This is a genomic window from Nocardioides sp., from assembly GCF_034670285.1.
Lineage (GTDB): Bacteria > Actinomycetota > Actinomycetes > Propionibacteriales > Nocardioidaceae > Nocardioides.
The window spans coordinates 1-7,832 of the sequence record NZ_JAXMNS010000157.1 but is presented as its reverse complement, the minus strand read 5'-3'; the positions used below and the strand labels follow the sequence as shown (position 1 = coordinate 7,832).

Sequence of the window (7,832 nt, the reverse complement as noted above, 5' to 3'; positions counted from 1 at the left end):
CGCCGGCGATGCCTAGACCGCCCTCGCCGGCGACCACACCGAGACCGGCACCGTCGACGTCGCCGACCTCTCGGCGATGAAGGCGTTCGCCGACCGGGTCGTCGAACGATTCGGCGCGGTCGATGTCTGGATCAACAACGCGGGCGTGATGCCACTGGCGTTCTACGCCGACCACGAGATCGCCGCCGAGGCCTGGAGCCGGTGCATCGACATCAACCTCAAGGGCGTCCTCAACGGCATCATCGCCGCGCACGACCACATGGTCCGCCAGGGCCGCGGTCACGTCGTCAACATCTCCTCGGTCTTCGGCAACCACGCCGTCGGCGGGTCCGCCGTCTACAGCGCCACGAAGGCCGCGGTCAACGTGCTCTCCGAGGCACTGCGCCAGGAGTCGCTCGGGCTCATCAAGGTGACCACGGTGCGCCCGACCGGCGTCCCCGGCACCGGTCTGGCCGGCGGCGTCATCAACCCCGAGGCGATCGACCCCGTGCTCGGCGTCCGCAAGGACGGCTTCTACGAGAAGATGGGCCAGATCTTCGACGCCGACCCGCCTGACCACCTCACGAGCCCCGACAGCATCGGGTACGCCGCCCTCTCCCCCGGCCTGCTCGCCGAGCAGGTGCTCCACGCCATCGACCAGCCGTGGGGCGTGCTCATCAGCGACATCACCGTGCGGGCGAGCAACGACGACTACCTGATGTAGCCACTGCGCGGCGGCCTGCTGTCAGTGCTTGGAGATCAGACCACCGTCGACGACGATCTCGGTCCCGGTGATGAACGAGGCGTCGTCGGAGAGCAGGAACGCCACGGCACCGGCGACCTCGCGCGGGGCGCCCATCCGGCCCAGCGGGGCAGCCTGCTCGTACTCCTGCTTCATCTCGGGGATGTCGAGCACCTGCTGGATCATCGGCGTCACGATGAACCCGGGGCACACCGAGTTGACCCGGATGCCGCTCGCGCCGAGCTGGGCCGCCATCGAGCGGGTGAGGCCGAGGAGCCCGGCCTTCGAGGCGCAGTAGGCCGGGATCCACGGGTTGGCGGCCATCCCCTCGATCGAGGAGATCGCCACGACCGAGGGCCCGACTCCGCTGGCGGCCGCCTGCTCGAGGTGGGGAAGCAGCGCCTGGGTGAGCAGGGCGTGGGCGCGCAGGTTGACGTCGACGACCTCGTCCCAGGAGTCGGCGGTGAAGGCACCGACCGGCTCGGGGTGGGCGCGACCGGCAGCGTGCACGAGCCCGGTGACCCCGCCCAGGGCCGCGACCGCCTCGGCGACCGGGGCCGCGAGGTCGGCGGTCACGTCGACCACCTGGCCTTGCGCGCCGATCTCCTCGGCCACCGCGAGGGTGTCGCCGGCGAGGTCCCAGATCGCGACCTTCGCCCCACGCTCGATCAGCAGCTCGGCGCTCGCGCGACCGATCCCGGAGGCCCCTCCGGTGACGATGACGGCCTTGCCGTGGAGCGGGAGGGTCAGCGTCACGGGATCAGCATCACTTTCAGGCAGTCGGCCGAGCGGGAGGCGACGGCGGCGTAGGCCTCGGCCGCGTCGTCGAGGTCGAAGGTGTGGGTGAAGATCCCCGTGGTGTCGAGGCGGCCGTCGGCGATCAGCGGCAGCAGCTCGCCCCAGGTGCGGTGCACCGGTGCGGTCGTCATCCGCAACGTGATGGAGCGGAAGGTGCCCATCAGCAGCTGGAGCGGGTAGGGCTCGAGGTCGTGGATGCCTACCACCGAGACGGTGCCGGTCGAGCGCACGGCCGCGAAAGCGGTGTCGACGGTGGCGTTGTGGCCGACCGCGTCGATCACGGCGGCGGCACCTCGTCCGCCGGTGGCCTCGAGGACGGCCGGCACGACGTCGTCGGGCAGTGCGGTCGCGCCGGCGGCCTCGGCCAGCGCGCGGCGCCCCTCGACCGGGTCGTAGGCCAGCACCCGGGCGCCGAGCGCGATCGCGCAGCGCACTGCGCACTGGCCCACGGCCCCGAGTCCGAGCACGACGACGGTCTCGCCGGGCTCGAAGTCGGCACGGGTCGCGGCCGCCCAGCCGGTGCCGAGGTTGTCGGTGAGCAGCAGGGCGGCCTCGTCGCTGACCCCCTCGGGAATGCGAAGCAGGTTGAAGTCGGCCGCCGGGACGGCGAGCAGGTCGCTCTGCGCTCCCCCGAGCTCACCGGAACCGAAGACCTTGGCGCCGCCCGTGCAGGCGACGGGGTCGAGCGTCGCGCAGCCCGCGCACGCACCACAGCCTGCGACGGACGAGACGAGCACCCGGTCGCCGACGCCGAACCGAGCCACGTCGGCGCCGATCTCGGTTACGGTGCCGATCGACTCGTGACCGACCGCGACCGGGTAGAACGGCAGGTCGCCGTCGTAGAAGTGGAGGTCGGAGCCGCAGATCGCGGCCGCCTCCACCCTCACCACGGCCCCTGCTGGGCCCGGGAGGGCTGCGTCGGGCACCTCCTCGACGGAGATCTGGCCTGGCGCTTGCGCAGTGACGGCTCTCACCCGTTGCACGCTAGATGGAGTAGACACATCTGCACAAGTGTGTACTTTGACTTCCATGTCGATCACCGTCAGCGACGAGCAGCTCCGGGCCCACCTGGAGGACGTCTCGGTCCCGACCCTGCTCCTGTCCTGCGTCCACGTGGCCCGCGACGCCGCGGAGCGCGACCGCCTCCTCGACGGCCCCGTGCGGCCGGGTGGCTCGTTCCTCAACGAGATCCAGGGGTTCCTGACCCCCGACGACCTCGCCACGCTGCGCGCCACGGCGTACGACGTCCTGCGCGACTGGCGCGACCGCGGTTGCCCGGAGCCGGAGCCGCTCGATGCCCCGACCGTGAAGCGGATGATGGACTGGATCATCGGCGCGCCCGTGCCCGACGAGTACGTCGCGATGATGCTCGAGGAGCTCGGTCTCGACTCCCCCGACCCGCGCGCCGCCAGGGTGCCGGCCGCGCGCGACGTCCCGGAGGGCTTCTCGGCCGTCGTCATCGGCTGCGGGATGTCGGGCATCCTCGCCGCCATCCGCCTCGGGCAGGCCGGCATCCCCTACACGGTGGTCGAGAAGAACGCCGGCGCCGGCGGCACGTGGTTCGAGAACACCTACCCCGGGGCGCGGGTCGACGTCGGCAACCACTTCTACTGCTACAGCTTCGAGCCCAGCGACCACTGGACGGAGTACTTCGCCCAGCAGCCCGAGATCCTCGCCTACTTCGAGGGCGTGATGGAGAAGCACGACATCGCGCGGCACGTGCGATTCGGCACCGAGGTCGTCGGCGCCGAGTGGGACGACGCCTCGCAGACGTAGCGCACCGAGCTGTCGGACGGCTCCACGCTCACCAGCACCGTGCTCATCAGCGCCGTCGGTCAGCTCAACCGACCGAACGTGCCCGACGTGCCGGGCGAGCTCGACGTGCCGGCGTTCCACACCGCCCAGTGGGACCACTCGGTCGACCTGACCGGCAAGGACGTCGTCATGGTCGGCGCCGCCGCGACCGGCTTCCAGGTCGCCCCGGCGATCGCCGACCGAGTCGGCTCGCTCACGGTCCTCCAGCGCTCGGCGCAGTGGATGTTCCCCAACCCCAACTACCACGAGCCGGTCGGCGAGGGGATGCGCTGGGCGCTGCGCCACCTGCCCGGCTACGCGCGTTGGTTCCGGTTCCTGATCTTCTTCCCGAGCTGCGACACCGGGCTCGCGGCCGCCAAGGTCGACCCCGACTGGGAGCCGCAGGAGCGCTCGGTCAGCGAGATCAACGACTTCGCGCGGATGATGTTCACCGAGTGGATCGAGGGCCAGGTCGGCGACGACGCCGACCTGCTCGCCAAGGTCCTGCCCGACTACCCCGCCACCGGCAAGCGGACGCTGCAGGACAACGGCGCCTGGCTGCGCACCCTCCAGCGCGACCACGTCGAGCTCGTGCGCGCCGGCGTCGAGCGACTGGACGGCGACGCCGTGATCGACTCCGAGGGACGCCGCCACTCCGCCGACGTCGTCGTCTGGGCGACCGGCTTCCGCTACAACGAGCCGCTCACGCCGCTGCGCATCCGCGGTCGCGACGGCGTCGACCTGCGCGAGCAGTGGGGCACGCGACCGCGGGCCTACCTGGGCGTGACGGTGCCCGACTTCCCCAACTTCTTCTGCCTCTACGGGCCCGGCACCAACCTCGCCAGCGGCGGCTCGATCATCCTCGCCAGCGAGTGCGAGGTGTCCTACGTGATGGCCTGCCTCGACGGCCTCCTCGCCAGCGGGAGCAGCAGCCTGGCGCCGCGCCAGGAGGTCTACGACGACTACTACGAGCGCTCGCAGGCCGAGATGCGCACGATGGTCTGGGCCTCCCCGCACATCGCGCACAACTACTACACCAACGACGACGGCGAGGTGCACGGCCTCAACCCGTGGCGGCTGGTCGACTACTGGGCGTGGACGCGCAGCGTGGACCTCGCGGAGTACGAGCTGACGTGAGCCCCCGCACCGACGAGCGGTCGGCCCGCGACCGCATCCTCGACGCCGCCGAGGCCTGCCTGCGGCGCGACGGCATCCGTCGTACGACGGCCGCGGGCGTGGCCACGGAGGCCGGGGTCTCGCGCGCCTGGCTCTACCGACACTTCCCCGACAAGGCGAGCCTGCTGTCGGCGGCGCTCATCCGCCGCGACGAGGCGTTCTGGGTCGAGGCGCAGCAGACCGTCGACGCGGCCGAGGGCGTGGCCGCCCAGGTCGCGGGCGCCGTGCTGCTCGCCCGCGCCGCGCCGCTCGGCCCCCTGGCGACCGAGCTGCGCGACCGCGAGCCGGCCGCCTTCGCAGCCGTGATCGGCACCTTCGTCGACGACCTGATCCCGGGGATGTCGTGGTTCTGGCGCGCGCAGCTCGAGGCCGGCGTGGCCTCCGGCGAGCTGCGCGCCGACCTGGACGTCGACGCCGCAGCCGAGTGGGTCACCCGGATCGTCGTCTCCCTCGTCAGCGTGCCGGGGCAGGCGGTCGACATCGACGACGCCGCCAGCCTGACGGCGTACCTCGGGGCCTTCCTGCTGCCGGCGCTGGCCAGCCCACACCTCGGGTCGTCGAGTAGCCGGGGACACTGACTGGTCGTCGAGTAGCCGGGGACACTGCCTGGGCGTCGAGTAGCCGGGGTGCGAGCGCAGCGAGCGACCGGCGTATCGAGACGCGGCGAGACGCACAGACGGCTCGCGCCCTGACTACTGCTGCAGCAGGGGCCTGAACGAGCGCGACTGCCAGCCGAACGCCTGCTTGCTCCCGGGGGTCGGCAGGCTGCGGCCGCCGTACACGACCTCGCCCGAACGATTGCCGTAGCGCAACCAGGTCTCGTTGTCGGTGAAGCCGCGACCGGGCTTGGTGTAGTCACACACGCCGAACGGGAAGACCTCCTGGAGCGTGGCCCACTGCGCGTCACTGAGCGGTGCGAGCAGGAAGTCGTAGTCGGCGCGGGCGATCGGGCGCAGCTGGCAGGCGACGCGGTCGTTGAGGACGTCGTCGCCGGCCTGCTCGCGCGGGGTGCTCAGGCGCAGCTGGAGCGAGTCGGGCAGCACGCACTCGCGCTCGTCGCCGTCCGCGCCGGGGATCTCGAGGACGCCGGGCACGTTGTCGCAGCGGTCGGTGATGTCGTCCGGCCTGTTGTCGGCGACCTTCTGGGCCAACGGTGCCGAGGAACGATCGCGCTCGACGGCGGTGAGCCAGCGGTCCATCGCGGTGAGCGACTCGTTGGCCCAGCGCGGGTCGCCGATGAGGGGCGTGACGCCGAACCACATCACGCGGTTGGGAGTGGTGCCGCCCTGCGAGCGGCGCATCCGGTCCTCGACCCAGAAGGCGTGGGCGTAGTCGTGGGCGATGCCCGGGTCGGGGCCGCCGAAGTTGATGATCGCGACCGAGTCCATGTGCTGGCCCTCGTTGATCAGGCCGGTGCGGTAGGCGCGGCCGATCGACTTGATGTCACCCACCGTGCGCTCGGCGATGTTCTCGAGGTCGACGTCGAGGCCGCCCAGCTTCACGTTGAGGTCGACGAACTGCTGCGTGGTGATCTCTCCGCGCCGCAGCGGCTCCAGGCCGTACTGGATGCCGATGTTGGCGAAGGGCAGGCCGGCGAACCCCTCGCCGATCTCCTTCTCCTGCTCACCCCACGACGCCTCCGGCCGGACGCCGATCATGTTCTTCATGATGTCGAGCACCGAGCACCGCACCCCGCCGGGGTTGGTCTCGGAGTCGTAGCGGGTGCTGGTGTCGCCGGGCACGGTGTCGACGGAGCCGGAGCAGTCGTTCTCGGGGTTGAGGGCCGACTTGAAGAGCAGCTCGTCTGCGGCGATCGCGTTGACCATCGAGATGTGGCCCTCGACGGCAGCGACCTGGGTCGGCAGCCACACGACGCCCGGTGCCCACAGGCTCGGGTCCTCGAAGTAGCGGCGCATCAGGTGGTAGTCGGCGAACTGCGCGCCGGCGGTGATCACGTCGGGGTAGGTGCAGGTGGTGAGCAGACCCTGGTAGATGCCGGGGTAGGAGTTGGCGATCGTGTTCTGCGCGATCGAGCCGCCCGAGCAGCCGGTGCCGATCGTGTAGCGGATCGTGCCGTACTGCTCGACGAAGTACTCCTTGGCCATCAGCAGCGACTCGGCCTCGGTGGCGATGCTGCAGTTGTGGCCGGTGTTGTTGAGCGCGGTGGAGACGACGGCGAAGCCGAGCCCGAGCGCGGTGATGTAGGACTGCTCGATGCCGGGGAACTCGGGGATCGTGCCGGCGTAGTCCTCCAGCGGCGGGTTGCCCGGAGAGTACGACGCCCCGCAGTTGCCGCCGTGCGGGATCAGGACCTTGTGGTTGAACTGGGGCTGCTGCTCGAACGCGTCCCACTTCTTGCCGGGCTGCCACAGCGCCAGGACCGTGTAGCGGTCGCGCGCCTGGAAGCCGTCCTCACGACGCACGATGAACGGCACCGTCTCGCCGGTGTCGGACGTCGTCGTCGCGACGTCGGACGGCGGGTTGCCGGGGTCGTAGGACTTGAGGCCCGGCTCGAGCGGGTTGCTCGACTTGTAGAGGAACGAGTACGACGCCGGCTCGTTGCACTGCTCGTCGACGGCCGTCTCCTGGCAGCGGTAGGGGCCGTGCTGGGGGCCGGAGAAGATCGGTCCGCCGTTGGGGTGGTTGGTCACGACCAGGCGGCCCGCGAAGCGGATCTTGGAGTCGGAGTGCGCATTCTTCTTGCCGGCGTTGTTGCGACGACCGGTCGCCTTGATGACGTTGCGCCCGACGTCGAGGCCGGTCAGCACCGCCTCGTAGCGGCCGCCCGGACGGACGGCGAACTGCTTCGTCACGTCCTTGCCGTTGAGCCGGATCGTGACCTGCTTGCGCTTGAGGCCCTTGACCTTGCCCACCGCGATCCGCACGTCGCCGCCCGACACGAGGTCGGGTCGGTTGGACACGGAGAGGACGTTGATCGTGCGCTTCTTGGCTCGCTTGGAGGAGGCCGAACGCCCGGCGGCTGAGCGATCGGAGGCTGAGCTCGACGAAACCGCGACGGCGGAGGCTGAGCGATCGGAGGCTGAGCCCGACGAAGCCGCGACGCCCGAGGCGGAGCCCGACGGAGCCCCGGCCAGCGGCAGCACCACCGCCAACGCCACTCCAGCAACCAACAACGGCATACGACGCGCACCCGAAACCGACACCACAGACTCCTCACCGGCGGCCGCCTGGAGTGGCGGCCGTCACCGTAGTCAACGACACTCTGCCGCCGGCGTCACGGAGATCTCATCCCCAACGCCGCCTTGCAACCATTGCCGCTCGAACACATGTTCGATAGAATCACCCCATGACCACCTCGTTCCCGACCCGGCCGGCGCTCAGC

Annotated in this window: 6 protein-coding genes and 1 pseudogene; 4 read left to right on the top strand and 3 right to left on the bottom strand. The window is 70.8% G+C overall.

Annotation, left to right across the window (positions count from 1 at the left end; all coding sequences use genetic code 11):
- Positions 1–43: 43 nt before the first annotated feature.
- A pseudogene (locus tag VOI19_RS09560) lies at positions 44–703 on the top strand (SDR family oxidoreductase); the annotation flags it as partial.
- A gap of 21 nt (positions 704–724) precedes the next feature.
- Here the strand turns inward: VOI19_RS09560 and VOI19_RS09555 are convergent.
- Together VOI19_RS09555 and VOI19_RS09550 are read right to left on the bottom strand one after the other, a co-directional pair.
- Entirely contained in the window at positions 725–1,477 is a 753-nt protein-coding gene (locus VOI19_RS09555) for an SDR family NAD(P)-dependent oxidoreductase (protein WP_323792734.1), read from the bottom strand.
- Positions 1,474–2,493: a zinc-binding dehydrogenase gene (locus VOI19_RS09550; protein WP_323792733.1), complete on the bottom strand. Its 1,020-nt coding sequence runs from the start codon at positions 2,491–2,493 to the stop codon at positions 1,474–1,476. Before VOI19_RS09550 ends, VOI19_RS09555 begins: the two co-directional genes overlap by 4 nt.
- Positions 2,494–2,548: 55 nt before the next feature.
- Between VOI19_RS09550 and VOI19_RS09545 the strand changes: the two genes are divergently transcribed.
- Genes VOI19_RS09545 through VOI19_RS09535 form a run of 3 tightly spaced genes read left to right on the top strand, consistent with a single transcriptional unit; the run spans position 2,549 to position 5,067 of the window.
- Positions 2,549–3,295, top strand: coding sequence for an NAD(P)-binding protein (locus VOI19_RS09545; protein WP_323792732.1), 747 nt, complete (start codon positions 2,549–2,551; stop codon positions 3,293–3,295).
- A gap of 9 nt (positions 3,296–3,304) precedes the next feature.
- Positions 3,305–4,450: an NAD(P)/FAD-dependent oxidoreductase gene (locus VOI19_RS09540; RefSeq protein ID WP_323792735.1), complete on the top strand. Its 1,146-nt coding sequence runs from the start codon at positions 3,305–3,307 to the stop codon at positions 4,448–4,450.
- The gene (locus tag VOI19_RS09535; protein ID WP_323792731.1) at positions 4,447–5,067 is read left to right on the top strand and encodes a TetR/AcrR family transcriptional regulator; all 621 of its coding nucleotides are present in this window, start codon (positions 4,447–4,449) and stop codon (positions 5,065–5,067) included. Before VOI19_RS09540 ends, VOI19_RS09535 begins: the two co-directional genes overlap by 4 nt.
- Positions 5,068–5,181: 114 nt before the next feature.
- On the opposite strand, the gene VOI19_RS09530 is transcribed toward VOI19_RS09535, so the two are convergent.
- On the bottom strand, positions 5,182–7,410 hold the full coding sequence (locus VOI19_RS09530) for a DUF6351 family protein (RefSeq protein ID WP_323792730.1): 2,229 nt from the start codon (positions 7,408–7,410) through the stop codon (positions 5,182–5,184).
- Positions 7,411–7,832: the final 422 nt, after the last annotated feature.

Excerpts from the sequence above, each read along its gene's own strand:
- VOI19_RS09545 (WP_323792732.1), top strand. The coding sequence starts at position 2,549 with ATGTCGATCACCGTCAGCGACGAGCAGCTCCGGGCCCACCTGGAGGAC.